The following is a 26,791-nucleotide window of genomic DNA, read 5'->3' on the forward strand; positions in this document are numbered from 1 at the left end:
TCAGGACGGCCGGGCCACGTAGCCCGTCTTGACCGTGGACGAGAAGCCGCAGGACCGGTAGAACGCGTGCGTCGACTCCCGGCGCGAGCCGGTCATCAGCATGGCCTTGTAGCAGCCCGCCGCCCAGGCCGTCCGCAGCGTCTCGGCCATGATCCGCTTGCCGAATCCCTGGCCCCGCAACGACTCCTCGACCACGACATTCTCGATCACCGCGTACGGGGACGCCGACCGGCTGATGTTCGGGATGATGTTGAGATAGGTGGACGCGATCACGGCGCCCTCATGTTCGAGGACGAACAGGGTCAGCACCGGATTGCCGAGGATCCGGTGGAAAGCCGCCACATCGGATCCGTCGTCGAGAATCGGGTCGTCGGGGGCCAGCTGGCGGTAGAGGCGCATGACGTCGTCGAAATCGCCCGGCTGGGCCGCACGGAACATCGCCTGAGCGTAACAACCGGCCGGACCACCGATCTCCGCCCGGCGGTCGCGGCACGGGCCGGACCGGCCGCCTCCTCGCGGAGTGGGGACAGGGCCGTGGTGTGCGCGTACCCGTCAGAGGTTTTTGAGAACCGTCACGCCGGCGGGGAGGGCGTCGGGCAGAGAGATGTGGGTGAGGACGACGTTGCGGAGCGCGGCGGCCGCGTGGGGGAGGACGACGCGGCGGCGATGGGCCAGGGCGATCGTGCGGCGCAGGCCCGGCGCGGCCAGCGGGGTGGCGCGGAGCAGGGGGCGTTTGGCCAGCACCATGCTCGGGACCAGCGCCACGCCCAGGCCGGCCTCGACGAAGGCCAGGACCGCGTCCATCTCGCCGCCCTCGACCGCGAAGCGTGGTGTCACGCCGGCCTCGCGGCAGGCCGCCAGAGTCACCTCGCGCAGGTCGTAGCCGGGGCGGAACATCACCAGCGGCGTGTGGGCCAGCTCGGTCAGCTCGAGGTGCGGGGAGATCGTCGGCGGCGGGCCGGCCAGGCGGGAGGCCACGACCAGGCTCTCGGTCAGGATCGGCTCGGCCCGCAGCGCCGGGTCGGCGCCCGCGCCGGGCTCGACGATCAGGGCCAGGTCGAGGGTGTGTTCGAGCAGGCCGGCGCTGAGGTCGGGCGAGCTGCCCTCGGTGACGTGCAGGCGGATGTCGGGGTGCGCCTTCCGGTACGTACGCAGGACCGCCGGCACCAGCGACGAACAGAGGCTGGGCGTCGCGCCCAGCCGTACCTCGCCCCGGCGCAGCCCGACGACGTCGCGCACCGCGCCCACCGCCGCGTCGGCGTCGGCCACCATGCGCTGGGCCATCGGCAGCAACGTCTCGCCGGCCGCGGTCAGCGTCACCGCCCCGCGCACGCGGTCGAAGAGTGGCGCGCCGAGCGACGCCTCGAGCGTGTGAATCTGCTTACTCAAGGTTGGCTGCGCCACACCCAGCAAATCGGCTGCTTGCGTGAAATGCCGGGTTTCCACCACTGCGAGGAAGTAACGCAGCTGTTGCAACTGCATCTGAATAGCCTCCCTCTATCGAAACCTACCCCATCATGCATTGGACGAATCACGCCGCCACGACCTACCGTCCGGGACGTGGCGGTAATGACAAAAGCGCCGGTTCGCAGACCGGTCCCGGCGGCGCGCAGCACGGTCTCGCTGAAGCTCCTCATGGCGGTGACCGGTGTCCTGCTGGTCGCGTTCCTCTTCGCGCACATGGCCGGCAACCTCAAGCTCTTCGTGGGGGCCGAGAACTTCGACCACTACGCACACTGGCTGCGCACGCTGGGCACGCCGCTGCTGCCGGAGGCCTGGTATCTGTGGATCCAGCGGGCCGGCCTGACGGTCGCCCTGATCGGGCACGTCGCGGCCGCGGTGATTCTCGCGCGGCGCGCTCGCAAGGCCAGGCCCGTCCGGTACGCGCACCGCCCCAAGGTCCAGGGCTCGTACGCGGCCCGGACCATGCGCTGGGGCGGCGTCATCATCCTGCTCTTCGCGATCTTCCACATCCTCGACCTGACCACCGGCACGGTGAACCCGGCCGGCGGCGACAGCGAGCCCTCGGCCCGGGTGATCGCCGGCTTCGCGCCGGACCGCTGGTACGTGACGCTGTTCTACACCCTGGCCATCGTGGCGGTCGGATTCCATCTGCGGCACGGCATCTTCAGCGCCGTGCGTACCCTCGGCCAGCGCTCGGCGCGTGGTGAGCGACGTGCCCGTCAGGTCGCGCTGGTCCTGTCCCTGATCCTGGTGATCGGCTACCTCTCGGTGCCGTTTGCCGTCCTCACCGGATTGGTGAAATGACCATGGACCTCTGGCAGACCGGTGACCCCATCCGTGACCAGGCCGCGCCGGACGGGCCGGTCGAGACCCGCTGGGAGCGGCGGCGCTTCTCGGCCAAACTGGTCAACCCGGCCAACCGTCGCAAGCTTTCGGTGATCGTGGTCGGCACGGGACTGGCCGGCGGCTCGGCGGCGGCGACGCTGGCCGAGGCGGGCTACCGGGTGCGGTCGTACTGCTATCAGGACAGCCCGCGGCGCGCGCACTCGATCGCGGCGCAGGGCGGCATCAACGCGGCCAAGAACTATCGCAACGACGGCGACTCGGTCTACCGGCTGTTCTACGACACCGTGAAGGGCGGCGACTTCCGCGCCCGCGAGTCCAACGTGTACCGGCTGGCCGAGGTGTCGGTGAACATCATCGACCAGTGCGTGGCGCAGGGTGTGCCGTTCGCCCGGGAGTACGGCGGGCTGCTGGACAACCGGTCGTTCGGCGGCACGCAGGTGTCCCGCACGTTCTACGCCCGGGGCCAGACCGGTCAGCAGTTGCTGCTCGGGGCATACCAGGCGATGGAGCGGCAGATCGCGGCCGGGAACATCGAGATGCACGCCCGGCACGAGATGCTCGAGCTCATCGTGGTCGACGGCCGCGCCCGCGGCATCGTGGTCCGCGACATGGTCACCGGCGAGATCACCACCGACCTGGCCGACGCGGTGGTGCTGGCCTCGGGCGGGTACGGCAACGTGTTCTTCCTGTCCACCAACGCCAAGGGCTGCAACGTGACGGCGACCTGGCGGGCGCACCGCAAGGGCGCGCTGTTCGCCAACCCGTGCTACACCCAGATCCACCCCACGTGCATCCCGGAATCGGGTACGCACCAGTCGAAGCTGACGCTGATGAGCGAGTCGCTGCGCAACGACGGCCGGGTGTGGGTTCCGCTCTCGGCCGCGGACTGCGGCAAGCCGGCGGCCGAGATCCCGGAAGAAGCTCGCGACTACTACCTCGAGCGGATCTATCCGTCGTTCGGCAACCTGGTCCCCCGCGACATCGCGTCGCGTGCGGCCAAGAACGTCTGTGATGAAGGTCGTGGGGTCGGGCCGGGTGGGCTCGGGGTCTATCTGGACTTCGCGGACGCGATTTCACGGCTGGGCCGGGACGCGGTGGAGGCCAAGTACGGCAACCTGTTCGAGATGTACCAGCGGATCACCGGCGAGGATCCCTATGAGGTCCCGATGCGGATCTATCCGGCGGTGCACTACACGATGGGCGGGCTCTGGGTCGACTACGACCTGCAGTCCACGATCCCGGGCCTCTTCGTGATCGGTGAGGCCAACTTCTCGGATCACGGGGCGAACCGGCTGGGCGCGTCGGCGCTCATGCAGGGGCTCGCCGATGGCTACTTCGTGTTGCCCAACACGATCAACAACTATCTGGCCGCCGGACCCTTTCCTGACATTTCTGACAGTGATCAGGTCTCGGAGGCGACCACGGCGGTCAAGGAGCGGATCGACAAGCTGCTGGCCGTGAACGGCGACCGGACCGTCGACTCCTTCCACCGCGAGCTCGGCCACATCATGTGGGAGTACTGCGGCATGGAGCGCACCGAGGAGGGCCTGACCAAGGCGATCGGCCTGATCCGCGGCCTGCGCGACGAGTTCTGGACCCGGGTCAAGGTGCCCGGCGCCGGCGAGCAGCTCAACCAGAACCTGGAGAAGGCCGGCCGGGTCGCCGACTTCTTCGAGCTGGCCGAGCTGATGTGCATCGACGCGCTGCACCGGCGGGAGTCGGCCGGCGGCCACTTCCGCGCCGAGTCGCACACCCCCGACGGCGAGGCGTTGCGCCACGACGACGAGTTCTCGTACGTCGCGGCCTGGGAGTTCGGCGCTGTTCCCACCCTGCACAAAGAAAATCTTGAATTCGAGTACGTCCACCCGAGCACCCGGAGCTACAAGTAATGGACATCCAGGTTCGCGTCTGGCGCCAGTCCTCAGCCGAGGACCGCGGCCGGATGGTCAGCTACGACGTCAAGGACATCTCCCCCGACGCCAGCTTTCTGGAGATGCTCGACGTACTCAACGAGAAGTTGATCCTCGACGGCGACGACCCGGTCGCCTTCGACCACGACTGCCGCGAGGGCATCTGCGGCATGTGCGGCATGATGATCAACGGTGTGGCGCACGGCCCCGAGCGCGCCACCACCACCTGCCAGCTGCACATGCGCCACTTCAACGACGGCGACGTGATCGACGTCGAGCCGTGGCGCGCCGCCGCCTTCCCGGTGATCAAGGACCTGGTGGTCGACCGCGGCGCCTTCGACACGATCATCCAGGCCGGCGGCTACATCTCGGCGCCCACCGGCACCGCCCCCGACGCCCACGCGACGCCGGTGCCGAAGTCCGACGCCGACGCCGCCTTCGAGGCCGCCACCTGCATCGGCTGCGGCGCCTGCGTGGCCGCCTGCCCGAACGGCTCCAGCATGCTGTTCACCGCGGCCAAGGTCACCCACCTGGGCCTGCTCCCCCAGGGCCAGCCCGAACGCGACACCCGCGTCATCGACATGATCACCGCCCAGGACGAGGCCGGTTTCGGCGGCTGCACCAACGCCGGCGAGTGCACCACGGTCTGCCCCAAGGGCATCCCGCTGACCCTGATCGGCCGCCTCAACGCCGACTATCGCAACGCCCTCCGCAAGCGTTAGTCAGTTCTTGCCGGCGATGGCGGCGTGGATGAAGTCGGTGAGGGTGTCGACGACCTCGTCGCCGCCCTCCCAGGTGGCGATGAAGCCGTGCAGCAGGGTGGTGATCATCCTGGCCACGGTGAGCGGGTCGGGCAGTGCCAGCTTGGCCAGGTGGTCGGCGATGTGCTGGACGTCGGGCTCGACCATCTCGCGCATCCGGCGGGCGAAGGACGCGTCCACCGTGGCCGCCTGCTCCAGGGCCACCATGACCGTGCGGTGCCGGCGGTAGAAGTCCCAGTAGACGGCCACGTGCCAGCGGACGGCGGACCGGTCGCGGAAGTCGTCGCTGTGGCCGGCCGCCGCCGCGCTCTCGTCGCCGATCTTCAGCAGGTCGGCCAGGAGCGCCTCGAGCAGCGCCTCCTTGTTGGCGTAGTGGGTGTAGAACGAGCCCGCGGCCCGGCCCGCCTCGGCCGTGATGTCGGTGATCTTGGTGTTCAGGTAGCCGAGCCGGCCGAACGCGCGGACCGCCGCCAGCTTCAACTCGGCCCCGGTCTGAGCCGCCTGCTCCTTGCGCACGGCGACGAGCCTACCGTACGGTGAATCCATGTTCAGTGAATCGCAATTCAGTGAATCCGTAACCATCGTCGGGGCGGGGGCGACCGGGCTGACCCTGGCCATCGAGCTCCAGCGCCGCGGCGTACCCCATCGCATCTTTGAAGCGTCGCCCGGGCCGTTCGAGGGATCGCGGGGCAAGGGCCTGCAGCCGCGGACCCTGGAGGTGCTCGACGACCTGGGCGTGCTCGACCGCTTCCTGGCCCACGGCTCGGAATATCCGGCGATGCTGGCGCACCTGCCCGACGGCGAGCGGCGCGTGTGGCGGATGGGCGATTTGCACCCGCCGACGCCGGAGGTGCCGCGCCCGAACTCACTGATGGTTCCCCAGTGGCGCACCGGCCAACTCCTGCTGGAACGGCTCGTCGAGCTGGGCGGCCGGGTCGAGTTCGGCGCCGCGGTGACCGGCCTTCAAGACACCACGATCACGCTGGGTACGGGTGAGCAGGTGCACGCCGGCTACGTGGTCGGCTGTGACGGCGGGCGCAGCACCATCCGCAAGCTGCTCGGCGCCACGTTCGAGGGCGAGACGTACGAGTCGGAGCGGATGCTGATCGCCGACGTGCGCCTGACCGGCCTGGACCGCGACTACTGGCACGTCTGGCCGGTCGGCCAGGGCTTCCGCCTCAGCCTGTGCCCGCTGCCCGGCACCGACGACTACCAGCTCACCGCCCCCGGCGCCACGGTCGGCGAGATCGAGTCGCTGCTGCCGCCCGGCGTCACGCTCACCCACGTCGGCTGGACGTCGGAGTACCGCGCCAACATGCGGATGGTGTCCCGGTTCCGCTTCGGCAACGTGTTCCTGGCCGGCGACGCCGCCCACGTGCACTCGCCGGCCGGCGGGCAGGGCCTCAACACCGGCATCCAGGACGCCTACAACCTGGGCTGGAAGCTGGCCACCGGCTCGTCCGAGCTGCTCGACACCTACCAGGCCGAGCGCCTGCCGGTGGCCGTCGGCGTCCTCGGCGTCAGCACCGCCCTGCACCGCTCCCCCTCGACCGACCGGAACGACCCGAGGCTGCGGCAGCTGTCACTGTCCTATCGGGACGGTCCGCTGGCCGGCCCGACGCTGCCCGGCCCGGTGCAGTCCGGCGACCGCGCTCCCGACGCGCCGTGCGGCACGCTCCGCATCTTCGACGCGCTCCGCGGCCCGCACGCCACGCTGCTGGCCTTCGACGTTCCCGACGCGGCACTTCCCGCGGACACACCCGATCTCCACGTCCGCCGCGTCGTCCAGCCCGACGCGCCGGCCGGTCCGCGCGCCCTGGTCGACCTCTCCGGTCACGCCCATCGCGCCTACGGCGTTCAAGATCCGACCCTGTTCCACGTACGCCCGGACGGCTACGTCCGCAGCGTCGCCAGGCCCTGACCGCCCAGGGCGCCGATCACGCTCCGCACCAGCAGGTCGACCCGCGCGCCCTGATCATCGTCCACGCCCGCCAGATCGGGCGCGCCGGCCGGCAACTGGTCGACCTCGCTCAGCAGGGCCAGATAGACCCGGCAGCACCAGGCCGGCCCGGCCGCGGTGATCAGGCCGGCGTCGTGCATCCGGGTGAACAGCAGTTGCAGCCCGGCCACGACCTCCGGGCTCAGCGACGGGCAGAGGGTCACCGGGTCGGCGGTCGCGTTCATCGCGAACCGGTGGGTGACCTTGAGCTCGAAGACCGTCTCGGTCAGCCGGTGCAACGCGACGATCGGCGGCGCCGTGTCGACCCGGGCCTGCTTGAGACCCTGCAGGTAGCGCTCGTTCAACTGCACCGTCAGGGCCTCGACCAGCGCTTTGCGCGAGGCGAAACGCCGGTGGACGGTGGCCCGGGCCAGGCCGGCCACGTCGGCGACCCGCTCCAGCGAGGCGTTCGGATCGTCGGCCAGCACCGTGGCCGCCGCCTCCAGGATGCGCGCCGTGCTGCGTTCCGCGTCTGCCCTCATCACACCTCCCTGCGTCACCGCACACTCTACTAGACCATTAACTGAGTCTCGTACGTCTCATTTATTGACATTACGCGTACGTACGTGATGCAGTTTCTGGCATGGATCTCAAACTTTCCGGCAAGCGCGTCCTCGTCACCGGGGGCAGCAAAGGCATCGGCCTGGCCGTCGTGCGGGCCTTCCTCGACGAGGGCGCCGAGGTCGTCGCCGCATCACGGACCAAAACCCCCGAACTCGACGCCACCGGCGCCACCTTCGTGGCCGCCGACCTCGCCGAGCCCGACGGCCCGCGCCGAGCCGTCGAGGCCGTCCTCGCCGCCGACCCCCGGCTCGACGTGCTGGTCAACAACGCCGGCGGCGGCACGATGCCGGACGGCGCCTTCGACGACCTGCTCGATGGCAGCGACGACGCCTGGACCGACGCGTTCGCGCTCAACCTCAACGCGGCCGTACGCACCACCCGCGCCGCCCTGCCGGCCCTGCTCCAGACGCGGGGCGCCGTCGTCACCATCGGTTCCACCGCGGCCCGCGACCCCCGCGGCGGGCCACTGCCCTATGTGGCGGCGAAGGCGGCGGTCACCGCGTTCTCCCGGGGCCTGGCCGAGAAGTACGCCGGCGCCGGAGTCCGGTTCAACGTCGTCACACCGGGCACCACCCGCACCGACGTCTTCGAGAGCAAGGACGGCTACGCCGCCCAGCTCGCCACCCACCTGGGCCTCGAACACGCCGCCCTGGTGGCCGCGCTGCCCACGCAGAACGGCATGCTCACCGGCGCGATGATCGAGCCCGACGAGATCGCCCGCGCGGTGCTCCTGCTGTCGTCGCCGACCATGCCCAGCGCGGTCGGGTCGAACTGGCTGGTGGACGGCGGGGCTCTCAAGACCGCCGCCTGAGTGACCCCGACTGTCCGCCACTCCGGCTGTCCCGCCACTCCGGCCCACTTGTGGGGCGCCCGGTCTGTGGGCCGCTGTCGGCTCCGGCCGAAGCTGGGGTTGGGCGCGCTAGCGCCCTGCTCCCTATCGCCCGGAACGCGACCACCTGTGGATAACTCCACAGATCGTCACAATCGCGCGCTACATTTCCTGCCCACCCACAGGGGTGGGGGTGGCGGCGGTGGCCGCGACAATTTCAAGATCGGCTGTTCCGCCACTCCGGCTCATTGTGGGGCGCCCGGCCCGTCGGCCGCTTTCGGCTCCGGTTGTGGCCGGGGTTGGGCGCGCTAATGCATCGTGATGCTGTTGTCTTTACGTGATGTTGGTGTGGTTGGCTGGTCGGGTGGATCTGACGGCCGACCAGCGTGTTGAGCTTCGTGCTCTGACCACGAGCATCGAAGTCTCGGCGGCGGTCGGGACGCGCGCGCGGATTGTGTTGTGGCATGCCGAGGGCCGGATGAAGAAGGACATCGCGGTGTTGGCCGGGGTGTCGCGGCCGACGGTGGATCTGTGGCTTGCTCGCTACGGCGCTGATGGTGCAGCCGGTCTGCTCGCGGCTCGGCCTGGTGGGCCTCGTGATCAGGTGCCCGCGGATGTCCGGTCGAGGGTTTTGGCTCTGACCCGCACGACACCGCCGGCTGAGACAGGTTTGTCGCACTGGTCCACCCGGACGATGGCCGACTACGTGACCCGCACCGGCACCACACCGGTGTCGCATCACTGGGTTGCGAATCTGTGGCGTGAGCACGGCCTGAAACCGCAGCGGCAGGGCACCTTCAAGCTCAGTAAGGATCCGCGGTTCGCCGAGAAGGTCGCCGACATCGTCGGGCTGTATCTGGACCCGCCCGGCGGGGCGGTCGTGCTCAGCCTGGATGAGAAGACCCAGATTCAAGCCTTGGATCGCACCCAGCCGTTGCTGCCGATCGAGTTCGACCGCAGCGAGCAGCGCACCCACGACTACGTGCGGCACGGCACGACCAATCTGTTCGCCGCGTTGAACGTGGGCACCGGTGAAGTGCTCGGCGATTGCGTGCCTGCCCGTAACGGGCCCGCGTTTCTGGCCTTTCTGAAGAAGGCCGTCGCCCCGCACACCGGCCGCGAGATCCATGTGGTGCTGGACAACCTGTCCACTCACACCACCCCCGGCGTGATGGCCTGGCTGGACGCCAACCCGAACGTGCACTTCCACTTCACCCCGACCGGCTCCAGCTGGCTGAACCAGATCGAGACCTGGTTCGGCATCATCACCCGCCAGGCCATCCGCCGCGGCACCTTCGCATCCGTCCAGGTCCTCGTCCGGACCATCCGCGCCTACATCGCCTCCTGGAACACCAGGCCGCGACCGTTCACCTGGACCGCAACCACCGACGAGATCCTCGCCAAGGTCCGCCTCACCCAGATCAACATCAAGAAACTCGTCGCGAACAACTCAAAGTAAATCGGTCAGCATCACGACGCGCTAGCGCCCTGCTCCCTATCGCCCGGAACGCGACCACCTGTGGATAACTCCACAGATCGTCACAATCGCGCGCTACATTTCCTGCCCACCCACAGGGGTGGGGGTGGCGGCGGTGGCCGCGACAATTTCAAGATCGAGTATTTCGCCACTCCGCCCTTTTGTTCGGTGCCCGCTTGGCGGGCGACTCTCGGCTCCGGGCGGGCCCGGCGCGCGGACGCCTCGCTGCTTCTTGTGGGCGGGGCGCCCGCGCTCGGGTGGCAAGGGACGACGGTTGCGCTCAACCGGCAGGGCGATTGTGCCCAGGCGGCGGGGCGCGGCTAGACGCCTGCGCTCAGGCGGCGGGGCGAGGCTTGACGCCTGTGTTCAGGCCGTGGGGCGAGGCTTGACTCCTGCGCTCAGGCGGCGGGGCGAGGCTTGACGGCTGCGTTCAGGCGGCGGGGCGAGGCTTGACGGCTGTGTTCAGGCGGTGGAGTAGAGCTCGAGGGTGGAGAGTTGGCCGGCGGGCCAGCCCGTGTTGGCGGTGAAGGTCAGGCGCACATATCGGGCCGACGTTGGTGTCCACGTCGCCGTCACCGTGTTGGCGGCGGCCGGGTCGAAGGTGCGGGCCGTGGTGGCGGCGAGGGTTGTGAAGGACGAGCCGTTGGTGCTGCCCGCGATCGTGAGGGTCTGCGTTCGGGCGCCCCACGCCGGTGGGAGCTTGAGGACCGCGCGGCCGACTGTTGACGTTGCGCCCAGGTCGACCTGGATCCACTGGGGGAACGCGTTGTTGGCGCTCTCCCAATAGCTGCCGCTGTCACCGTCGACGGCGTTTGCGGGTACGTAGCCCCTGGGTGTGACCGCCGGCCGAGGTCGCGCGCCCGCGGGCCAGGTCGGTGACCGGGGGCGGCGGGGTGCCGGTGGTCGGCGGGGTGGGGCGGACGGCGGTCAGGGGGATCTGGCCCTTGAGCATCCGGCCGCCGTCCGTGGTGATCCGCAGGTAGTAGTCGGCGGAGCAGAAGGTGCCGTCCTCGTCGAGGGCCCGGATGCCGCTGCCGGCCGGCACCGAGGCGGCCGTCTCGGCGGTCTTGGCGATCTGGTTGCCCTCGTTGTACTCGTCGAACATCGACACGTAGAGGCCCTGGGCGCCGAGCCGGATCATGTTGTAGAGGCTGCGCCAGTAGAAGTCGCCGTGCCGGCGGGCGCCGCTGGACAGGTCGCCGGGCAGCACACAGGGCTGGTAGTCGATGCCGTGCGCGTTGCAGTCGGCCTGGTCGGCGGTGTTGACGTTGGTGTAGAACCAGTCGAGGCCGTCGAGTGTGCCGGTGCGGCCGACCATCCACGGCGAGATCATGTGGAAGGCGTGGTAGACGTCGAGGAAGCCGGGCCGGCTGTCGTTCTTGCCCTCGCGCCAGTAGGTCGGCACGCCGCCGATCACGTAGAGGCCCAGCGCCTTGAGCCGGTTGACCACGTCGAGGCAGGCGGCGGGTGCGAACGGGCGGCCGTCGTCGTCGAAGCCGAAACCCCAGACGCAGACGACCGGTTTGCCGTTCTGCCGGGCGTACGCCGGGGACGAGGCGTGCGCCGACATCTTGGTGACCCAGTCGTTGGCCAGCTCGGACTGCATGTTGGTCCAGCCGGTGACGTCGTACATGACGTAGAACTTGCGGCCGGTCGCCTCGGCCGCCGAGCGCACCTTCTGGGTCATCGCGTCGCGGGTCGGGCCTTCGTCGCCGACCGGGTTGAACCGTTGCAGGGCGGCGGTGTCGATGCCGTACGTCTGCATCCAGCGGAAGTGGGTGTCGACGGTCTGCTGGTCGTACGAGGAGAACAGCGTGGCCGGGCGGCCGTCACCGAGATTGGGGTACGCGGTCGGGTAGACGTGTGTGTAGTCGCGGTTGTCCGGCCAGGACACGATCGTGGTGTTGCTGGGGGACGGCGGCTGGAAACGGTCGCGGCTCCAGTGCCACCAGCCGCCGATCGGCGCGCCGTCGCCGGGGCACGAGAACCAGCCCTGGTAGCCGACGCTGATCTTGCCGACGACGTCGCCGGGCGGCGACCCGAGGACGTCGCCGGGCGGGGACCCGAGGACGTCGCCGGGCGGGGACGCGGCGGAGGCTGGTGTGAAGCCGGCGAGCAGGGGCGCGGCCGAGCCCAGGGCCGCGGCGGAGAGAACGGTACGTCGGGTGACGGCCATGGGGAACTCCAGCGATCCGAGAACGGGGATGGGGACAGATCGACAGTTATCTTTACAGTCGTCGTCACGCGCTCGCAATAGTTGGACCGTTCATTGCAATAGCTCGTGTCTTGCGCTGGAAATCTGACGCAGGGCGATCAGGCCGGCCGCCGCGCTCACCACGATCGCCACGACCAGGGCGACCGGCGCCCCCAGATGCACCGCGGCTGCGAACTTGAGCTGACCGGGGTCAATGTTGTCAACGGAACGTTGACGGCTCGACCATCATCCGAGCCGGATGGCGGGGAACGGCCTGGCGTCGCAGCAAGGCCGCCGAGAGGGCGGGACTGTGTGCCCGCCGTACCCCACCTGGCGTTGACTTTGATCTTTATCTAGTTGTCCGGGATGGAGGGTCGCCATAGCGTTACTGGCAGCGACGTACGGCCGGCGGGTTGGCACGGGGGCAGACCCGCCGGCCGTACCTGTCACGGGATTATCCGGAAGCAGATGATCCCGCGATAGGATCAGTTCATGGCCACTCACTCCCCCGAGCGCACCGAGCGTGACATCACCGGCCTGCTCAACATGGCCGGTCACGCCCTGTCCAACCGGCTCGCCGCCGCCCTGGCCGACATCGACCTGACCCCACGCATGCAGTGCGTGCTCGTCCACGCCATGGAGGGTGAGCGCACGCAGATCCAGTTGGCCGCCCTGGCCGACCTCGACAAGACGACGATGGTCACCACAGTTGACGAGCTGGAACGCCGGGGTCTCGCTGAGCGACGACCGTCGAGCACGGACCGTCGCGCCCGCATCATCGCCGTCACCGAGGGTGGCCGGGCCGCGGCCGAGCACGGGCAACGGATCGTCGACGCCGTGCACGCCGACGCGCTGTCCGGCCTGCCGCCGGCCGAGCGGGAGGCGTTCCTCGAGACCCTCGGCCGGCTCGCCGACAACCGGGAGACCGGCCCCGTGCGCCGGGCCCGAGGTAGGTGACTTACAGATAGTCTACTAACAGATTATCTGTTACGGTCGGAGCCATGACTGCTTCGACCGATCGCCGCGGCGCCGCCCTCGCGGTGCTCTGCGCCATGGCCCTGATGATCGTCCTGGACAGCACGATCGTGGCCGTCGCGATCCCCGACATCCAGCGTGACCTGGGCTTCTCCGAGGCCGGCGTGGCCTGGGTGGTGAACGGCTACCTGATCTCCTTCGCCGGCCTGCTGCTGCTCTCGGGCCGGCTCGGCGACCTGATCGGCGCGTGGCGCGTCTTCCTGGCCGGCCTGGTCGTGTTCACGCTGGCCAGCGCGCTGTGCGGGTTCGCCCCGACGGCCGGCCTGCTGGTCGCCGGGCGCTTCCTCCAGGGCGCGGGCGGCGCCCTGGCCGGCGCCGTCGTCATCGGCATGATCGTGCGGCTCTACCCCACGCCCGGCGCGCAGGCCCGAGCGATGGGCATCTACAGCTTCGTGCAGGCGGGCGGGGCCGCGGCCGGCTTCGTGCTCGGCGGCATCCTCACCGAGGCGGCCGGCTGGACCTGGATCTTCCTGATCAACGTGCCGGTCGGCGTGCTGGTGGCGATCTTCGCGCTGCGTACGCTCCCCCGCGAGCCCGCGCCCGGCCTCGGCCGCGGCCTCGACGTCGCCGGCGCGGCGCTGATCACCGCGGGCCTCTCCGCCGGCGTGTACGCGATCGTGCAGACCACCTGGCCGCTCGGCCTGGTCGCGGTGCTGCTGATCGCCGCCTTCGTCCTCCGGCAGAGCCGCGCCACCGAGCCGCTGATCCCGCTGCGCCTGCTCGCCCGCCCCTGGTTGCTCCTGGTCAACGCCACCGTGGTCCTGGTCTTCGCGACCGGCATGGGCTTCCAGTTCCTCAACGCCCTGTACGTACAACGCGTGATGGGCTTCGACGCCCTCGGCACCGGGCTGGCCTTCCTGCCCACACCGATCGTGATCGGCCTGGTGTCACTGTTCGTCGCGCCGCGCGTCACGGCCCGCTTCGGCCCACGCCCGGTGCTCGCGGCCGGCCTGACCCTCCTGCTGGGCGGCCTGTTGCTTTTGGGTCAGACCCCGTCCGCGTACGCCACCGGCATGCTGCCCGCCCTCATCGTCATGGGCCTGGGCGTCGGAATCACCGTCCCGCCGATCATCATGCTCGCCATGGCCTTCACCGCCCCGTCGGACACCGGCCTGGTCTCCGGCCTGACCAACACCGCCCAGCAGGCCGGCGGCGCCCTGGGCCTGGCCGTCCTGGCGGCAACGGCGGCCGCGGTGTCCGGCCCGAACCCCACAGTGGACGCCCTGCGAACCGGCTACGGGGTGGCCTTCCACGTCGACGCGGCCTTCGTCCTGGGCGCGCTCCTCCTGACCCTGCTGGCCCTCCCGTCAGCGCGCCCTGACGAAGTCTCGAATTATTTGCTGAACGCGTGAACCGGGGCGGTTTGGCGCCCGTGGTGGCGGTGAACCCGGGCCGCTCCGGACCGGGTGATCACCCTGTGGAGGGCATCATGCGGAAAGCGTCTTTCGTGACCGGTCTGGCGTCGGCGGCCCTGGTGACCGGTGTGGCGTTGGTGCCGGCGTCGGCGGCCAGCGCTGCGACCTACGGGCCGGTCGCCACCGCTGACATCAATCGCGCAGTGAGGAGAACTTCCCGTCTCCTCGCGGACTCTCACGCAGGTGGCGGATCCGGTGGCAGCGCGGCCATTTCGAAGCGCTTCCGCAGCCAGGGCAGAAGTTGCCGGTACGCGACCAGGGTCTGCGGCTTGTCCAAGTCGTGGCTGAGGATGACCGAGCCGGCCTTTGTCTCTCGCCGCACCCGTGCGGTCATGTGCCGGACCATCGCTCTGCCGGTGCCGTAGCGGTCACTGAGGTAGCACTGGTCGTCGACGCTCCAGCCCAGTGGAATCATGTTCAGACGGCTCGCAACGTGGATCAGCCCCGGGGTGAAGTTTCCGTACGGTGCCCGGAAATATCGGATCGGCACACCCGGCACGGCCCGGTGGATCTCGGCGCTCGTCCGTTCGAGATCCCGCGCCATCTGCGCGTCGCCGCGTTTGTACAGGTACTCCGCGTGGTCCCAGCTGTGGTTGCATAACGTGTGCCCCTCGGCGGCGATGCGAGCCGTCAGTCTCGGATAAAGCTTGACCCGCTCGCCGACCAGGCAGAACGTCGCGGACACGTGATGGGTCCTGAGCAGGTCCAGCAGTTGCGGTGTGACCCTCGGATCAGGGCCGTCGTCGAAGGTCAGCGCAACCATCGCCGAGCCCGTGGTGAGCCGGCTGCCGGCGAGACCCGCCGTGACAGGCTCGGGCCGCGGCTTCGGCGAGGTCACCGGCGGCGACGGGGGCGCTGACGACGCCGCGGACGGCGCCACCACTGTCGGCGACGGCACCGCCGAGGCCGGCGGGATTCCCCGAGCTGCGGGAGGAGTGCCAGCACCGCCGCACGAGGCCAGCGCCAGCAGTGTGGCAGCCCACGCGACCATGTGGACGTACGAGCGCAAGGCGCCTGTCGATATCTGCTCAGCCATCCGGCGCGTCACACTACCCGCTCCGCGCCGAGTTCGGGTCGCCGGACCGCCCGGCCGTGCCGTCGACGACGTCGAGGCGCCCCGAAAGCGGGGAACTCATTCCGTGATGGTCTCGGGGCGAGCGGCCCATGCAGTGCGATCCCGCGGCGTGCACATGGTGGAGACACCGCTGGACACCTGGGCGCGGTCCGGCCGGATGCCTCGTCGCAGTCCTTACCAGCGCACACACGTCCACGGACTGGTCTGCCCTCGGCGGTCCGTACTGGGTTCCGGTCCAGCGGGTGATGCGCAGCCTCGACCAGGCCGGAGGTTGCCGGGCGGCCGTCGCCGAGGCAGGGTCGAGGCATGGGGCTTGATCAGATGTCGGCGGTCGCGTTGCTGCGGCGGGTCGAGGCGGATCCGGGGTGGGATCGGCGGTTCGTGCGGGCGGCGCTGGCCCGGGTCCGGCAAGCGCTGCGGGCGGCCGCCCCGATGGCCGGCGCCCGGTGATCCGTGGAGTCCTGTTCGACGCCGGTGGTGTGCTGACCCGGCCGGTCGGTGGGCGCTGGAACCCGCGCCACGACTTCGAATCCGTCGTCATGAGGCATCGTCCCGATGTGGACGCGGGGCGCTTCCCCGAGGCGATCGCCGCGGGTCAGCGCTTCCTTGACGCCGGGGACCGGACGGCCGACCGCGCTGACTACCATCGCGTGCTCCTCGGCGTACTCGGCGTCTCGGCTTCGAAAGATCTGCTCACCGAACTCGAAGCACCGGCGAGCGGGCCGGTTCTCGAGCTCTACCCGGACGCCCGGCCCGCGTTGGAGCGACTGCACGCCGCCGGCATCCGCATGTCGGTGGTCTCGGACAACTGGGCGGCCGGGTTCGACGAGACGTTCCGCGAGCTGGGGATCGCGCGGTTCTTCGCCGGCTACGTCATCTCGGAGCTGATGGGGTGCACCAAACCCGACCCGCGGATGTACGCCGCCGGCCGCGACCTGATCGGCCTCGAAGCGCACGAGTGCCTGTTCATCGACGACGACCCGGCGCTGGTGGCGGCCGCGGTCGACCTCGGCCACGACGGCGTGGCCCTGATCCGCGCGGGTGAGCGGCCCACCGCGGTCGAGAGCATCACGACGTTGGACGCTCTTCCGGCTCGGTGCACCCGGTGACGTCGAACGACCTTTCCTTCGCCGTGATCCCGGTACACGTCTCGACGGTGATCCGCCGGGGGCCGAATTTGTCCTGGCGCGTGTCGGTGACCACTTCGACGCGGCCGTCCGGACCGCTGCTGTAGGTGGTGATGATCGGGTCGCCCTCGTCGGTGTTCGAGGAGATCTGGAGCCGGGCCGGCCGCCCCTCCGCCACGGATTCGGTCAGGCACCGGGCCGCCGTGGCCGGAAGCGGATCGGTCAGCTTCAGGTCGAAGGTGCCGCAGCTGACGACGAGCGAGGTCACCGGAACGGGTTGCTCGGTGCGGGGCATGTCATCGGGCGCGCAGGCGGCGAGCGCCAGCGGTACGGCCAGGATCAGGACTCGTCGCATGTGAGGTGGGACGCCGCCGCGCGGTTCACCGTTCCCGGCCGGATCCGGCACCATGTGACCATGGTCGACACCGCTGCCCTGCTGGCCGCCTACGACGCGCAGATGCGCATGCCGGTCGGCGCCGTCCCGGCCGGCCTGACCTACGAGCACGACGGCCCGGTGCTCCGGATCGTCGGCGGGCACATGGGCCGGATCCGGGCGCCCCGCGACGTCGGCGTCACCGGCGCCGAGCTCGACCGTCTGATCGTCCGCCAACGTGACTTCTTCCAGGTCCGTGGCCAGGCCGTCGAGTGGAAGCTCCGGACCCACGACCGGCCCACGGATCTGGCTGAGCGCCTGGTCGCGGCCGGTTTCGTCCCGGAGCAGCCGTGGACCGTGCTGGTCGGCCTCGCCGCCGAGGTGGCCGCCGAACCGGTCCTACCCGGCGGCGTCGTGCTGCGACAGGTCAGCGAGGCCGAGGACCTACGCCGCATCGCCCTTCACCAGACCGAGGTGTGGGGGTTCGACTGCTCCTGGGTGGCGTCCGACCTGGTGGGCCGGGTGTCGGCCGATCCCGGCCAGATCTCCATCCTGATCGCCGAGGCCGGCGGGCGGATCGTCAGTTCCGCCTGGTCGGTCTACTGGCCGGGCACCGAATTCGTCGCGCTGCTCGGCGGCACGACGCTGCCGGAATGGCGGGGACGCGGTCTCTATCGCGCCCTGCTCGCGGCCCGGGCCCGGGAGGCCGTCGCCCGCGGCTTCCGGCTGCTGCACGTCGACGCGTCGCCGGACAGCGCGCCCATCCTGCGCCGGTGCGGTTTCCACGAGATCGCCACCTCGAGGCACTACCGGTGGACGCCACAGGATCTGCACAACTGAGGCACACCGGCTCCATGAGCCGGGCCTACCTTCGGGGCGTGCGTGTGACGATGATTCTGCCCGCCCTGACCGAGGCGACCAGCCCGCTGTTCCGGCCGATCAAGTACTCGCTCTTCCCGCCGCTCGGCCTGGCCACCCTGGCTGCCTATCTGGACGATGCCGACGAGGTGACGATCCTCGACGAGCACGTCGAGCGGATCGACCAGGTCATCGCCGACGACCGGCCCGACCTGGTGGTGATCCAGGCGTACATCACGTCGGCCCGGCGGTCGTACGAGATCGCCGACCGCTACCGCGCCCATGGCGTGTTCGTCGCCATGGGCGGCCTGCACGTGACCTCGCTGCCGGACGAGGCGGCCGAGCACGCCGACGCGATCTTCCTGGGTCCCGGCGAGGACACCTGGCCACGTTTCCTGCGCGAGTTCCGGCGCGGGCAAAGCGATTCACGGTACGCGTCGTCCGAGCGTACCCTCGCGAATCTCCCACCTATCCGGCGCGATCTCATCAAGCGCAACCGCTATCTGGTGCCGAACTCGATCGTCGTCTCGCGTGGCTGCCCGCACCATTGCGACTTCTGCTACAAGGACGCGTTCTTCGAAGGCGGGAAGTCGTTCTACACCCAGCAGGTCGACGACGCGCTGGCCGAGATCGAGCGGCTGCCGGGAAAGCATCTCTACTTTCTCGACGACCATCTGCTCGGCAACCGGAAGTTCGCCGAGGCGCTGTTCGACGGGATGAAGGGCATGGGCCGGGTGTGGCAGGCGGCCGGCACGGTCGACTCGATCCTGCGCCCGGGGCTGCTGGAGAAAGCGGTGGAAGCGGGGCTGCGCAGCATGTTCGTCGGATTCGAGACGATCAATGCGGCCAATCTGGCGGAACAGCGCAAGCGGCAGAACGTGGGGCACAGTTACGAAGCGGTCGCGCGGCGGCTGCACGACGCGGGCGTGATGGTCAACGCCAGCTTCGTGTTCGGGATGGACGGTGACGGGCCGGACGTCTTCGACCGCACGGTCGAATGGGCGGTCGGGGCCGGGCTGGAGACGGCGACGTTCCACATCATGACGCCGTATCCGGGGACGGCGTTGTTCCGGCGGATGGAGGCGGCCGGGCGGATCGTGCACCGCGACTGGCACCGCTACGACACGCGGCATGTCGTCTACCGGCCGCAGGGGATGACGCCGGACCAGCTCGAGGCCGGCTACTGGCGGGCGTACCGCGACTTCTACCGGTGGAAGAACATCTGGCGTGGCGCCGCCCAGAAGGACGCCTTCGGTGACCGGGCAAGGCACCTTTCGTACGCGGGAGCCTGGAAGAAGTTCGAACCGGTGTGGGACTTCCTGATTCGTACGCGACATGTCCTGCACGCCCTGCCCTTGCTCGAGAGATCGCTGAGCAGTTTCGGCAAGCGTCCACTTTGACAAGTGCCTACATATCGAGACTTGTCGACGTATCGTACGGTCGTCGGGGTCGCCGGTGCCCGCCGGCGACTCACCGTTCGGAAGGGCATCTGAATGAGAGCCACACACCGATTCCTCGCCGGAGGAATCGCCGGCCTGCTCATCACCGGGCTGGCCGCCGTACCGGCATCCGCGGCGGCCGCACCAGCCGCCGACCGCACCAGCGCCGCCGAGGCACGCCGCGTCGACCGGGTGCCGACGCCGCAGCTCGACTGGTACTCGTGCTACGAATGGGCCGAGTGCGAGACGGTCGACCTGCCGCTCGACTACGACCGGCCGAACGGCCCGACCACCGAGGTCGCCGTGCTGCGGGTGAAGGCCCGCGACCAGGAGCACAAGATCGGCAGCCTGTTCCTGAACCCGGGCGGCCCCGGCGGCTCCGGCACCTCGATCGCGCTGTCGTCGCCGTTCTTCCTCGGCTCGGAGCTGCTCGACAAGTTCGACATCGTCGGCTTCGACCCGCGCGGCATCGCCAGCAGCGACAACGTGAAGTGCTTCAAGAACACCCAGGAGCAGACCGAGAAGCTGCGCGGGATGAACGTGCTCTTCCCGTACACGCCCGAGGAGGAGGCCGCGTACATCGCCTCCGCCAAGGAGCTCGGCAAGGCCTGCTCGACCACGGGCAAGAAGCTGGCCGGGGCGACGTCCACGGCCGAGGTGGCCCGCGACATGGACGTGCTGCGCCGCGCCGTCGGTGACGAGAAGCTCAGCTACCTGGGCTTCAGCTACGGCACCGCGCTGGGCCAGTACTACGCGAACATGTTCCCGGACCGGTTCCGGGCAATCACCGTCGACGGCGTCATCGACCCGACGAAGTGGACCGGCGACCAGCAGACCAAGGACCAGACCCTGGACGACCGGCTGCGCAGCGCGGACGGCGCGTACAAGGCGCTGACCGAGATCTTCCAGCGCTGCGACGCCGGGGGCGAGGAGCAGTGCGCCGAGGCCGGCCGGTTCGCCGCCGACTTCGAGCTGGTCGCCGACCGGCTGCGCGCCGAGCCGCTGGAGCTCGAGGACGCGGCCGGCAAGTACTATTTCCGCTACTCCGACCTGGTCAACACCGCGCTGAGCATGCTGTACGGCCCGTACGGCTACGAGGATCTGGTCTTCATGACCCAGGACCTGCTGGGGCTGACCGACCCCGACGCCTCCGACCAGACCGCGGCCGCCGCCCGCAAGCGGCTCACCTCGCGTCTCGACGGCCGGGGACGCGACTTCCCCTACTACAACGGCGCCGAGGCCAGCTCGGCCGTCATCTGCACCGACGGCGTACACCCGCAGGACGCCGCGCTGTGGCCGGCGCTGACCGCCGCGGCCGACGAGCGGGCGCCGTACTTCGGCCGCGCCTGGGGCTGGGGCGACGCGACCTGCGCGGGCAACACCTGGACCGTCCAGGACGAGGACGCCTACCGGGGCCCGTTCACCAAGCGGACCGCGGCGCCGGTGCTGGTGGTCGGCAACTACTGGGACCCGGCGACCAACTACAACGACGCGGTCGCCTCGGCCGCCCTGCTGCCCAACAGCCGGCTGCTGTCCAGCGACAGCTGGGGCCACACCGCGTACGGCACCTCGGCCTGCGCCACCGGCGCCGTCGACCAGTACCTGCTGACCGGCGCCCTGCCGGCCGAGGGAACCCTCTGCGTCGGCGACGTCCAGCCGTTCCAGGCCGCCACCGCGAAGGCCCGCGGCACGGCACGGACCGAGCGTGTTCCGGCCGACCTCGCGTCGGTGGCCAAGCTGACCCCGCCGGCCGCCGGTGAGGCCAAGCTCCTGCCGCCGGTCGTCCGCCTGCGATAACCGTTCGCTCGCAGGGGTGGGTGACCGAATCTGGCGCTTACCCCTGCGAGCCTCGGGCCGGACGGCATCCAGGTCCCACCACGTCGACCATCGCACCTCGCCGCGGGCCCGCTCACCGGCCGCTTCCGCCTCGGCGGCGAACCGATCCCGGCCACCACGCTGCGCTGGCTGCCCCGCCACATGACCGACGAGGCCGAACACGCCGCGATCGAACAACTCGTCCCGACCGCCCTTGACCGGCTCTCACTCAGCCCCAGCCTGCGCCGCCGTTAGTCCTTGCAGTACTTGCCGTTGTTGGTCGACCAGTAGGTGACCTGCGGCGGCACGTTACCGACCGGCTTGGTATAGGTGACCTTCAGACAGGCGCCCCGCGCTCCGTGCCGCTCGGCCGCGTCCTCGACCTCCTGCGCGATCCACGCACCCTGCACCGTCGCCGCCACCCCGCACGCCACCCCGATCGGCGTCAACGGCGGCGGCGCCAACGGCGCACACACGATGAGCCCAACCCCGGCATACCCACCCCCAGCCAGCGTCAGCTTCTCGTTCACCGCCTTGGTCGCCGACCGCGACAGATACGCGCTACACGTGACGACCCCACAGTTCGTCGTGACCGGCCCGTAGGTCGCCGCGCTGGCCGCCGACGCCGGCACCAACGCCACACCGGTCACCAGAGCCGCCGACGCCAGACCGGTCACGAAAGACGCTTTCCGCATGATGCCCTCCACAGGGTGATCACCCGGTCCGGAGCGGCCCGGGTTCACCGCCACCACGGGCCCCGCACGACCCTGGTTCACGCGTCGCGCCGAAATTCCCGGCCGAGGCCAACAGGGTGTCGAGCAATGCGCCGAGGAAGGGGATACGGGACTGCCCCGTCGTCACCGGGCTCCCCGCAGCGCGCCAGAACCGGAGCAGGTTGTGGTCAAGAGCCGATCGACTCGGGACCCTTGGGGCTGCCAGTCACGCGACCGCTGAGTGCGCAGGCTTGGAGAGCGTGTTGGTTACACCCTCACGACTTCGAATCGCGTAACGCCCGCAAGCTTGAGTAGAGCAGAGACGAGCGTCAGGTGAGGGCGCGGCGGACGGCCACGGTGAGCTGGCCCAGGCCAATGAGCTGGAGGGTCAGCCAGACGGCGACCGCGACCGTCGCGACCGGCAACGGGAGGATCAGCGCCGACAAGCCGGCGAAGAGCAGGCCCGGGATCGAGACCGCGATGCGGGTAGGCCGCTCCCCCACGGTCACCGCGCCGATGTCCGACATGCCGGCGGCGGCGCCTCTGGCCCGTACGTATTCGTGGAGCCAGCTCAGACCGCCCGCCGTGACCACCAGCCAGGCCGGCGCACCGGTCAGCCAGAAGGCGACCAGCCAGGCGGCCTCGCCGACGCGATCGGAGGCCGAGTCGACGACGTAGCCCAAGCGGGACGCCCGGCCGGTGACCACCGCGACCGCGCCGTCGAAGGAGTCGGCGAAGGCGGCCGCGGCGACCAGGACACCGGCGAGAACGAACCCGAGCGGGCCGAGCAACGTTGCCAACGGCACCAGCAGGCACAAGACCAGCCCGGCCAGGGTGACCGCCATGGGCCCCAGGCCAAGGCGGGCCAGCAAGACCCCGGCCCGCCAGGCGATGCGAACCCAGCCCCGGACCAGCGGCGACGCTTGCCGCGGGTCGAACCCGCCATGCAGGTCAGCCCACGCCGAAGCGTATGAATCCCAGGTCACGAAGACAGAGCGGGCGTCGGGGCCAGCTGCTGCCAGACCTCGCGCGTCGCGGTGGAGCGGTTGAGCGTGATGAAGTGGATGCCGGGGACGCCCTCGTCGAGGAGCCGCTGGCACATTTCGCTGCACAGGTCGACGCCGAGCGCGCGGACCGCGGCCTCGTCGCCGGCGACCTGCTCGAAGCGGGCGAGGAGGTGGGGCGGGAAGGGGGCGCCGGAGAGCTGGGTCGACCGCTCGATCGTGGCCATTCTGGTCACCGGCATCACGCCGGGGACGATGGGGGTGTCGCAGCCGGCCGCCGCCACGCGGTCGCGGAGGCGCAGGTATTCGTCGGCGTCGAAGAACATCTGGGTGATGGCGAAGTCGGCGCCGGCCCGGCACTTCTCGATGAAGTGGCGGGTGTCCGACTCGACATCCGACGACCTGGGGTGTTTGTACGGGAAGGCCGCCACGCCGACGCTGAAGTCGCCGACCTCGCGGAGCAGGCGGACCAGTTCCGACGCGTACGAGATGCCGTGGGGATGTTTGACCCAGGAGGCCTGCGGGTCGCCGGGCGGGTCGCCTCGGACCGCGAGGACGTTGCGGATGCCCGCGCCGGCCAGGCGGCCGATCACGTTGCGCAGTTCGGCGACCGAGTGGTTGACCGCGGTCAGGTGGGCCATCGGCAGCAGCGTGGTCTCGGTGGCGACCCGCTCGGTGACCGCGACCGTGGTGTCGCGGGTGGTGCCGCCGGCGCCGTAGGTGATCGACACGAACGAGGGACGCAGCGACTCGAGCTCGCGGATCGCCTGCCACAGCAGCTGTTCGCCGGCCGGGGTCTTGGGCGGGAAGAACTCGAACGAGAAGGTCGGCGTGGCGCCCTTGATCAACTCACCGATGCTGGGCGAGGCGGGGAGCTTGGACGGCAGACCGAGGGACACGGTAGGACTCTACCGGGTGCAGCGGCTAGGTTGACGCGGTGACCATCTCGCCCCTGGAGTATGCGGGCCTGCGCGATCGGGTCGACAAGGCGCTCACCGTGTTCCTCGCCGACCAGCGCGCCCGGATGACCGAGATCGACCCGGCGCTGGCCGACGTGGCCGACGCGCTGGAGGCGTTCGTGCTGGGCGGGGGCAAGCGGCTGCGGCCGGCGTTCGCCTACTGGGGTTTCCGCGGGGCCGGCGGGCTGGACAGCGACCCGCTGGTGGCCGCCGTGGCCTCGCTGGAGCTGGTGCAGGCCAGCGCGCTGATCCACGACGACCTGATGGACCGGTCGGACACCCGGCGTGGTGAGCCGGCCGTGCACCGGCGGTTCGCCGTCCGGCACGAGGCGGCGGGCTGGCGGGGCGGCGCGGAGCAGTTCGGCGACGCGGCCGCGGTGGTGCTCGGCGACCTGGCGCTGGTGTGGTCGGACGAGATGCTGCACGGCTCGGGCGTCGACCTCGCCGACCTGGCCCGGGCCCGGCCGACCTTCGACGCGATGCGCAGCGAGGTCAGCATCGGGCAGTACCTGGACGTGCACACGCAGGCCACCGGCGACACCTCGCTGGAGCGGGCGGGGCTGGTGGCCCGGTTCAAGGCCGCGAAGTACACGGTCGAACGGCCGCTTCTGCTGGGCGCCGCGCTGGCCGGTGCGCCGGCCGCGCTGAGTGCCGGCTATTCGGCGTACGGCATGCCGTTGGGTGAGGCCTTTCAGATGCGCGACGACGTGCTCGGGGTGTACGGCGACCCGGCCGTGACCGGCAAGCCGGCCGGCGACGACCTGCGCGAGGGCAAGCGGACGTACCTGGTGGCGGCGGCGTTCCAGACGGCGCCGGCGGCGGACCGGGCGGTGCTGGACGCGGCCCTCGGCGACCCCGAGCTGGACGACGCGGGGGTGGAGCTGCTGCGGGCGATCATCCGTGACTCCGGGGCGCTGGCCCGCACCGAGGAGCGCATCGTCACGCTGACCACCGAGAGCCTGGCCGCGCTGGCCGCCGCCGACGTCGAGGACGAGGCGCGGGGTGTGCTGCTGGAGCTGGCCGAGGCGGCTACCCGCCGGAAGGTCTGAGCCGCACCCAGATCGACAGCGAGAAGAGCACCAGGGCGAAACCGAAGAAAAGATCTTCAACCGGTGCGTACGCCACCCGCACGCCGATGATCGCCTGCGGGTCGTAGACGACGATGTGGCGGCCGGTCAGGATGCCGTTCGAGAGCAGCTGGAAGACGATGACGATCGGGTACGTCGCCCAGAACACGAGCCGGGTCACCAGGCGGGTACGCAGCACGAACAGGTCGACGAGCACCGCCACCAGGACGCCCAGGAGCGCCGCGGCCGTGTAGGTCACTTCTTCAGCACTTTCCGGACCGCCTCGAAGCCGAGGATCGCGCAGACCGGCACGACGACGAAGAACAGCACCTCGTCGAGCGGCAGCCCGCCCGGGAAGAGCACGCCGGTGGTCTGCCCGGGGTCGAAGGTCCAGTGCCCGGCCGCGATCGCCGCCAGGTCCCACAGCACGAAGACGAGCAGCACCGGCAGCACGGTCAGCAGCAGCCGCCGCCCCTGCCGGAGCACGCCGACCTTGAGCACCGGTTCGAGCCACAGCGCCGCGACGAGGCACCCCGCGAGCACGAACAGGTAGGAGAAGTGCCGCACGAGGCTCTCAGAACCCGAGCGCCTGCGCGCGCCGCTTGACCTCGCGCGCCCGGTCGCCGCCGAGACCGAGGGCGGCGTTGCCGTCGAGACTGTCGTCGGGCTCGTAGAGCCACCGGACCGCCTCTTCGTCGTTGTACCCAGCGTCGCGGAGCAAGGTCAGCACGCCCGGGAGGTGCTTGAGCACGGTGCTGTTGGCCAGCAGTTCCGCGGGAACGACCCGGATGCCGTCGCGTTTGACGGCCAGCAGGTGGCCGTCGCGCACCATCTGGTTCACCTTGCTGATGGACAGGTCCAATTTGTCGGCAACGTCCGGCAATGGGACCCAACCGGCCGGACCTGCCGTGGGCGTGGACGACGACGTAGATGACTCACTCACGGCATTCAGCCTGCCACAACCCGCCGAGCAGATTGCGAGCACGGATCCCATGACCATGTGGCGGAAGACCCGCACCGAGATGGCCGGCGCCATGCGGTCGCTGCAGTACGACCTCGGCCGGCGCGAGCCGTCGCCCGAGAACCCAGTGGTAGGCCAGGACGGCATCGGGGTGCCGGATGCCGCTCCGGGCTACCACCGGGCCCCGAACGGCCCCGAGGTGACGTCCACCGGGATGAGCACGTTCGGTGGCGCCGCCGAGGCGGCCCGACCCGGCGACGACCAGGGCCCGCGCCGGCGACCGCCCCGCCGGATCGCCGCCGTCACGGCGTTCGCGGCGCTGACCGTGGCGGGCGCCGCGGGCAGCTACTTCGCGGTGGTCAACGGGCTCGGCGGGCTGCTCGGCGAGAAGCCGGCGACGGCCGAGCCGTACCCGCTGGCGATCGGCGAGCAGGCCCAGGACCCGATGGCGGCCAACGCCGGGATGGGGCGGGGCAGCGCGGCGGAACCGGTCGCGGCCACGCCGGCCATCACCGTCGTGCCCGCGGCGACGCCGGCTCCGGGCGTACCCCTGGCGCCTCTCGCCCAGCCCGCGCCGCGGACGGTGACCGTGACCAAGGTGGTGACCGCGCCGCACGCGCCCGGACCGACCAGCGAGGGCTGCGGGGACTGCAACACGCCGCCGGTGCCGACGCCGACGTCGGTGCCTAGCACCACGCCGGCGCCGACCGAAAGCAGCTCGCCGTCGCCGTCGCCGACCGAAACGTCCGCTTCGCCGGAGCCGACCGAGAGCAGCAGCTCGGCGCCGGCGAGCGCGGACGGCCGGCGGGCGCACCGCCGGCACTGAGTTCCACGGCGGTCCGGCACAGCTCACACTGTGCCGGATCCGCTGGTCAGGAGCAGTGTGGCCTACCCGTTAGGTCTCAG

General features: G+C 70.3%; 27 protein-coding genes and 1 pseudogene. 15 read left to right on the forward strand and 13 right to left on the reverse strand.

Annotated elements, in window-relative coordinates:
• Both AB0O15_RS43305 and AB0O15_RS43310 read right to left on the reverse strand, forming a co-directional pair.
• Window positions 1-438, reverse strand: coding sequence for a GNAT family N-acetyltransferase (locus AB0O15_RS43305; protein ID WP_364332372.1), 438 nt, complete (start codon window positions 436-438; stop codon window positions 1-3).
• Between the two features lie 114 nt (window positions 439-552).
• On the reverse strand, window positions 553-1,488 hold the full coding sequence (locus AB0O15_RS43310) for a LysR family transcriptional regulator (protein WP_364332467.1): 936 nt from the start codon (window positions 1,486-1,488) through the stop codon (window positions 553-555).
• 81 nt (window positions 1,489-1,569) lie between these two features.
• Here AB0O15_RS43310 and AB0O15_RS43315 point away from each other — a divergent pair, with 81 nt between their 5' ends.
• From AB0O15_RS43315 to AB0O15_RS43325, 3 genes are read left to right on the forward strand one after another with little or no spacing between them, the layout of a single operon-like run.
• Window positions 1,570-2,268, forward strand: a complete 699-nt coding sequence (locus AB0O15_RS43315; RefSeq protein WP_364332375.1) for a succinate dehydrogenase cytochrome b subunit — start codon at window positions 1,570-1,572, stop codon at window positions 2,266-2,268.
• 2 nt (window positions 2,269-2,270) lie between these two features.
• Complete coding sequence (locus AB0O15_RS43320) at window positions 2,271-4,199, forward strand: fumarate reductase/succinate dehydrogenase flavoprotein subunit (RefSeq protein ID WP_364332470.1); 1,929 nt, start codon at window positions 2,271-2,273, stop codon at window positions 4,197-4,199.
• Entirely contained in the window at window positions 4,199-4,942 is a 744-nt protein-coding gene (locus AB0O15_RS43325) for a succinate dehydrogenase/fumarate reductase iron-sulfur subunit (RefSeq protein ID WP_364332378.1), read from the forward strand. The genes AB0O15_RS43320 and AB0O15_RS43325 overlap by 1 nt, the downstream gene beginning before the upstream one ends.
• Here AB0O15_RS43325 and AB0O15_RS43330 read toward each other — a convergent pair whose 3' ends face one another.
• Window positions 4,943-5,497, reverse strand: a complete 555-nt coding sequence (locus AB0O15_RS43330; RefSeq protein ID WP_364332381.1) for a TetR/AcrR family transcriptional regulator — start codon at window positions 5,495-5,497, stop codon at window positions 4,943-4,945.
• 28 nt (window positions 5,498-5,525) lie between these two features.
• On the opposite strand from AB0O15_RS43330, the gene AB0O15_RS43335 reads away from it, so the two are divergent.
• Window positions 5,526-6,902, forward strand: a complete 1,377-nt coding sequence (locus AB0O15_RS43335; protein ID WP_364332383.1) for an FAD-dependent monooxygenase — start codon at window positions 5,526-5,528, stop codon at window positions 6,900-6,902.
• Here the strand turns inward: AB0O15_RS43335 and AB0O15_RS43340 are convergent.
• Window positions 6,875-7,462, reverse strand: coding sequence for a TetR/AcrR family transcriptional regulator (locus AB0O15_RS43340; protein WP_364332386.1), 588 nt, complete (start codon window positions 7,460-7,462; stop codon window positions 6,875-6,877). The genes AB0O15_RS43335 and AB0O15_RS43340 overlap by 28 nt on opposite strands.
• A gap of 101 nt (window positions 7,463-7,563) precedes the next feature.
• Here AB0O15_RS43340 and AB0O15_RS43345 point away from each other — a divergent pair, with 101 nt between their 5' ends.
• Window positions 7,564-8,355 carry an SDR family NAD(P)-dependent oxidoreductase gene (locus AB0O15_RS43345; RefSeq protein WP_364332388.1) on the forward strand — a complete coding sequence of 264 codons (792 nt, stop codon included), beginning with the start codon at window positions 7,564-7,566 and terminating at the stop codon, window positions 8,353-8,355.
• Between the two features lie 382 nt (window positions 8,356-8,737).
• Entirely contained in the window at window positions 8,738-9,832 is a 1,095-nt protein-coding gene (locus tag AB0O15_RS43350; protein ID WP_364332391.1) for an IS630 family transposase, read from the forward strand.
• A gap of 480 nt (window positions 9,833-10,312) precedes the next feature.
• Here the strand turns inward: AB0O15_RS43350 and AB0O15_RS43355 are convergent.
• Window positions 10,313-12,026: pseudogene (locus tag AB0O15_RS43355) on the reverse strand (discoidin domain-containing protein).
• Between the two features lie 510 nt (window positions 12,027-12,536).
• Here AB0O15_RS43355 and AB0O15_RS43360 point away from each other — a divergent pair.
• Entirely contained in the window at window positions 12,537-13,001 is a 465-nt protein-coding gene (locus AB0O15_RS43360; protein WP_364332394.1) for a MarR family winged helix-turn-helix transcriptional regulator, read from the forward strand.
• Between the two features lie 44 nt (window positions 13,002-13,045).
• Window positions 13,046-14,431 (forward strand): MFS transporter, encoded by a 1,386-nt coding sequence (locus AB0O15_RS43365; RefSeq protein WP_364332397.1) that lies wholly within the window; start codon window positions 13,046-13,048, stop codon window positions 14,429-14,431.
• A gap of 238 nt (window positions 14,432-14,669) precedes the next feature.
• On the opposite strand, the gene AB0O15_RS43370 is transcribed toward AB0O15_RS43365, so the two are convergent.
• Entirely contained in the window at window positions 14,670-15,542 is an 873-nt protein-coding gene (locus tag AB0O15_RS43370) for a polysaccharide deacetylase family protein (RefSeq protein ID WP_364332400.1), read from the reverse strand.
• A 333-nt stretch (window positions 15,543-15,875) separates the two neighbouring features.
• Here AB0O15_RS43370 and AB0O15_RS43375 point away from each other — a divergent pair, with 333 nt between their 5' ends.
• Window positions 15,876-16,019, forward strand: a complete 144-nt coding sequence (locus AB0O15_RS43375; protein WP_364332403.1) for a hypothetical protein — start codon at window positions 15,876-15,878, stop codon at window positions 16,017-16,019.
• Window positions 16,016-16,678 (forward strand): HAD-IA family hydrolase, encoded by a 663-nt coding sequence (locus AB0O15_RS43380; protein WP_364332405.1) that lies wholly within the window; start codon window positions 16,016-16,018, stop codon window positions 16,676-16,678. Before AB0O15_RS43375 ends, AB0O15_RS43380 begins: the two co-directional genes overlap by 4 nt.
• Here the strand turns inward: AB0O15_RS43380 and AB0O15_RS43385 are convergent.
• The gene (locus AB0O15_RS43385; protein ID WP_364332407.1) at window positions 16,638-17,051 is read right to left on the reverse strand and encodes a DUF4362 domain-containing protein; all 414 of its coding nucleotides are present in this window, start codon (window positions 17,049-17,051) and stop codon (window positions 16,638-16,640) included. The two genes, AB0O15_RS43380 and AB0O15_RS43385, sit on opposite strands and share 41 nt — an antisense overlap.
• Window positions 17,052-17,111: 60 nt before the next feature.
• Between AB0O15_RS43385 and AB0O15_RS43390 the strand changes: the two genes are divergently transcribed.
• The 3 genes from AB0O15_RS43390 (at window position 17,112) to AB0O15_RS43400 (ending at window position 21,163) form a co-directional block, all read left to right on the forward strand.
• The gene (locus AB0O15_RS43390) at window positions 17,112-17,909 is read left to right on the forward strand and encodes a GNAT family N-acetyltransferase (RefSeq protein ID WP_364332409.1); all 798 of its coding nucleotides are present in this window, start codon (window positions 17,112-17,114) and stop codon (window positions 17,907-17,909) included.
• A 38-nt stretch (window positions 17,910-17,947) separates the two neighbouring features.
• Window positions 17,948-19,327 carry a radical SAM protein gene (locus AB0O15_RS43395; protein ID WP_364332411.1) on the forward strand — a complete coding sequence of 460 codons (1,380 nt, stop codon included), beginning with the start codon at window positions 17,948-17,950 and terminating at the stop codon, window positions 19,325-19,327.
• 93 nt (window positions 19,328-19,420) lie between these two features.
• Entirely contained in the window at window positions 19,421-21,163 is a 1,743-nt protein-coding gene (locus AB0O15_RS43400; RefSeq protein WP_364332414.1) for an alpha/beta hydrolase, read from the forward strand.
• Between the two features lie 269 nt (window positions 21,164-21,432).
• Here the strand turns inward: AB0O15_RS43400 and AB0O15_RS43405 are convergent, their stop codons facing one another.
• From AB0O15_RS43405 to metF, 3 genes are all read right to left on the reverse strand, one after another.
• Complete coding sequence (locus AB0O15_RS43405; protein WP_364332417.1) at window positions 21,433-21,876, reverse strand: hypothetical protein; 444 nt, start codon at window positions 21,874-21,876, stop codon at window positions 21,433-21,435.
• Between the two features lie 347 nt (window positions 21,877-22,223).
• Window positions 22,224-22,880 carry a CDP-alcohol phosphatidyltransferase family protein gene (locus tag AB0O15_RS43410; RefSeq protein ID WP_364332420.1) on the reverse strand — a complete coding sequence of 219 codons (657 nt, stop codon included), beginning with the start codon at window positions 22,878-22,880 and terminating at the stop codon, window positions 22,224-22,226.
• Window positions 22,877-23,797: a methylenetetrahydrofolate reductase [NAD(P)H] gene (gene metF, locus AB0O15_RS43415; protein WP_364332423.1), complete on the reverse strand. Its 921-nt coding sequence runs from the start codon at window positions 23,795-23,797 to the stop codon at window positions 22,877-22,879. The genes AB0O15_RS43410 and metF overlap by 4 nt, the downstream gene beginning before the upstream one ends.
• Before the next feature lie 53 nt (window positions 23,798-23,850).
• On the opposite strand from metF, the gene AB0O15_RS43420 reads away from it, so the two are divergent.
• The gene (locus AB0O15_RS43420) at window positions 23,851-24,906 is read left to right on the forward strand and encodes a polyprenyl synthetase family protein (protein WP_364332473.1); all 1,056 of its coding nucleotides are present in this window, start codon (window positions 23,851-23,853) and stop codon (window positions 24,904-24,906) included.
• Here AB0O15_RS43420 and AB0O15_RS43425 read toward each other — a convergent pair.
• Genes AB0O15_RS43425 through AB0O15_RS43435 form a run of 3 tightly spaced genes read right to left on the reverse strand, consistent with a single transcriptional unit; the run spans window position 24,887 to window position 25,876 of the window.
• A complete protein-coding gene (locus AB0O15_RS43425) occupies window positions 24,887-25,183 on the reverse strand; it encodes a lycopene cyclase domain-containing protein (RefSeq protein ID WP_364332426.1) in 297 nt (98 codons plus the stop codon). The two genes, AB0O15_RS43420 and AB0O15_RS43425, sit on opposite strands and share 20 nt — an antisense overlap.
• On the reverse strand, window positions 25,180-25,491 hold the full coding sequence (locus AB0O15_RS43430; protein ID WP_364332429.1) for a lycopene cyclase domain-containing protein: 312 nt from the start codon (window positions 25,489-25,491) through the stop codon (window positions 25,180-25,182). Before AB0O15_RS43430 ends, AB0O15_RS43425 begins: the two co-directional genes overlap by 4 nt.
• Before the next feature lie 7 nt (window positions 25,492-25,498).
• Window positions 25,499-25,876, reverse strand: a complete 378-nt coding sequence (locus AB0O15_RS43435) for an Rv2175c family DNA-binding protein (RefSeq protein WP_364332476.1) — start codon at window positions 25,874-25,876, stop codon at window positions 25,499-25,501.
• 40 nt (window positions 25,877-25,916) lie between these two features.
• Between AB0O15_RS43435 and AB0O15_RS43440 the strand changes: the two genes are divergently transcribed.
• Window positions 25,917-26,711 carry a hypothetical protein gene (locus AB0O15_RS43440; RefSeq protein ID WP_364332432.1) on the forward strand — a complete coding sequence of 265 codons (795 nt, stop codon included), beginning with the start codon at window positions 25,917-25,919 and terminating at the stop codon, window positions 26,709-26,711.
• Window positions 26,712-26,791: the final 80 nt, after the last annotated feature.

Origin of the sequence: Actinoplanes sp. NPDC089786 (genome assembly GCF_040684855.1) — a bacterium.
Lineage (GTDB): Bacteria > Actinomycetota > Actinomycetes > Mycobacteriales > Micromonosporaceae > Actinoplanes.

Bases quoted from the DNA above. Each gene is read 5' to 3' on its own strand.
- AB0O15_RS43305 (WP_364332372.1), bottom strand. From the start codon at position 438: ATGTTCCGTGCGGCCCAGCCGGGCGATTTCGACGACGTCATGCGCCTC.
- AB0O15_RS43315 (WP_364332375.1), top strand. From the start codon at position 1,570: ATGACAAAAGCGCCGGTTCGCAGACCGGTCCCGGCGGCGCGCAGCACG.
- AB0O15_RS43320 (WP_364332470.1), top strand. From the start codon at position 2,271: ATGGACCTCTGGCAGACCGGTGACCCCATCCGTGACCAGGCCGCGCCG.
- AB0O15_RS43325 (WP_364332378.1), top strand. From the start codon at position 4,199: ATGGACATCCAGGTTCGCGTCTGGCGCCAGTCCTCAGCCGAGGACCGC.
- AB0O15_RS43335 (WP_364332383.1), top strand. From the start codon at position 5,526: ATGTTCAGTGAATCGCAATTCAGTGAATCCGTAACCATCGTCGGGGCG.
- AB0O15_RS43340 (WP_364332386.1), bottom strand. From the start codon at position 7,462: ATGAGGGCAGACGCGGAACGCAGCACGGCGCGCATCCTGGAGGCGGCG.
- AB0O15_RS43345 (WP_364332388.1), top strand. From the start codon at position 7,564: ATGGATCTCAAACTTTCCGGCAAGCGCGTCCTCGTCACCGGGGGCAGC.
- AB0O15_RS43360 (WP_364332394.1), top strand. From the start codon at position 12,537: ATGGCCACTCACTCCCCCGAGCGCACCGAGCGTGACATCACCGGCCTG.
- AB0O15_RS43365 (WP_364332397.1), top strand. From the start codon at position 13,046: ATGACTGCTTCGACCGATCGCCGCGGCGCCGCCCTCGCGGTGCTCTGC.
- AB0O15_RS43375 (WP_364332403.1), top strand. From the start codon at position 15,876: ATGGGGCTTGATCAGATGTCGGCGGTCGCGTTGCTGCGGCGGGTCGAG.
- AB0O15_RS43385 (WP_364332407.1), bottom strand. From the start codon at position 17,051: ATGCGACGAGTCCTGATCCTGGCCGTACCGCTGGCGCTCGCCGCCTGC.
- AB0O15_RS43390 (WP_364332409.1), top strand. From the start codon at position 17,112: ATGGTCGACACCGCTGCCCTGCTGGCCGCCTACGACGCGCAGATGCGC.
- AB0O15_RS43400 (WP_364332414.1), top strand. From the start codon at position 19,421: ATGAGAGCCACACACCGATTCCTCGCCGGAGGAATCGCCGGCCTGCTC.
- AB0O15_RS43405 (WP_364332417.1), bottom strand. From the start codon at position 21,876: ATGCGGAAAGCGTCTTTCGTGACCGGTCTGGCGTCGGCGGCTCTGGTG.
- AB0O15_RS43440 (WP_364332432.1), top strand. From the start codon at position 25,917: ATGACCATGTGGCGGAAGACCCGCACCGAGATGGCCGGCGCCATGCGG.